Below are 725 nucleotides of genomic sequence, written 5' to 3'. Positions count from 1 at the left end.
CGGGGCGTGTTCTCGGGCGGGGCGTGTTCTCGGGCGGGGCGTGTTCTCGGGCGGGGCGTGTTCTCGGGCGGGGCGTTTCTCTGCCAGTTCCACCGCCCGGCAGGCCGATACGGCCGAAGCCTGTCTCAAGGCCCCGGGCGCTCGTGGACGAGTCGGTGTGCGGGTGTCCGTGCGTGGGCGGGGGCCGGCTCAGGTGCCCGGTAGGCGGCGGCGGCCGGCGAAGCCGAGTTCGGTCCGGTGGTACCAGGTCAGTTCCCGTTCGCCCTCCAGGAGGCACAGGCGCACCGATCGGCCTCCGTGGTACGCGGGGAAGTCGATGAGCACCGGGGTCAGGCTCTTCACCTCGATGCCCTGGATGGTGAACCATCCCACGGCCTCGTCGATGCGTGCCTCGTACCCCTTCTGCTCCGGCTTGCCGCCCAGACGGGACGGCTCACCCGACCGCAGCGCGTACGACAGTTCGGCGAGGTCGGCGCGTGCCGCCACGATGGCGTCGATCTGCGCGCGCACCTCGGGAAGCAGCGCACGTGCCTCACTGAGAGTGAAGGTCCGCTCGGTCACGCTCGTACGCTACCGGGCGGTCCCGCGGCGATGCCCTACCAGCCCGCGCCGAAGCAGACGAAGCCCAGGGCGGCCGGCGGCCGGGGTGCGGTGGCGAGGGCCTCCGCCGGGGGCGTGCCCGCGGCCAGGCGCGTGTGCAGGCCGACCATGAGCTCCCGGGCGGC

The 725-nt window shown here is 73.4% G+C and carries 1 protein-coding gene; it reads right to left on the bottom strand.

Annotated features, from left to right (window positions below):
* Positions 1-189: 189 nt before the first annotated feature.
* Positions 190-561: a DUF2203 domain-containing protein gene (locus ACFFNX_RS51785; protein WP_378213868.1), complete on the bottom strand. Its 372-nt coding sequence runs from the start codon at positions 559-561 to the stop codon at positions 190-192.
* Between the last annotated feature and the right edge of the window lie 164 nt (positions 562-725).

This window comes from Actinoallomurus acaciae (assembly GCF_042429965.1).
GTDB classification, from domain to species: Bacteria; Actinomycetota; Actinomycetes; order Streptosporangiales; family Streptosporangiaceae; genus Actinoallomurus; species Actinoallomurus acaciae.
Note: the sequence above shows the minus strand (reverse complement) of the source record. Positions and strands in the feature narration are given on the sequence as shown.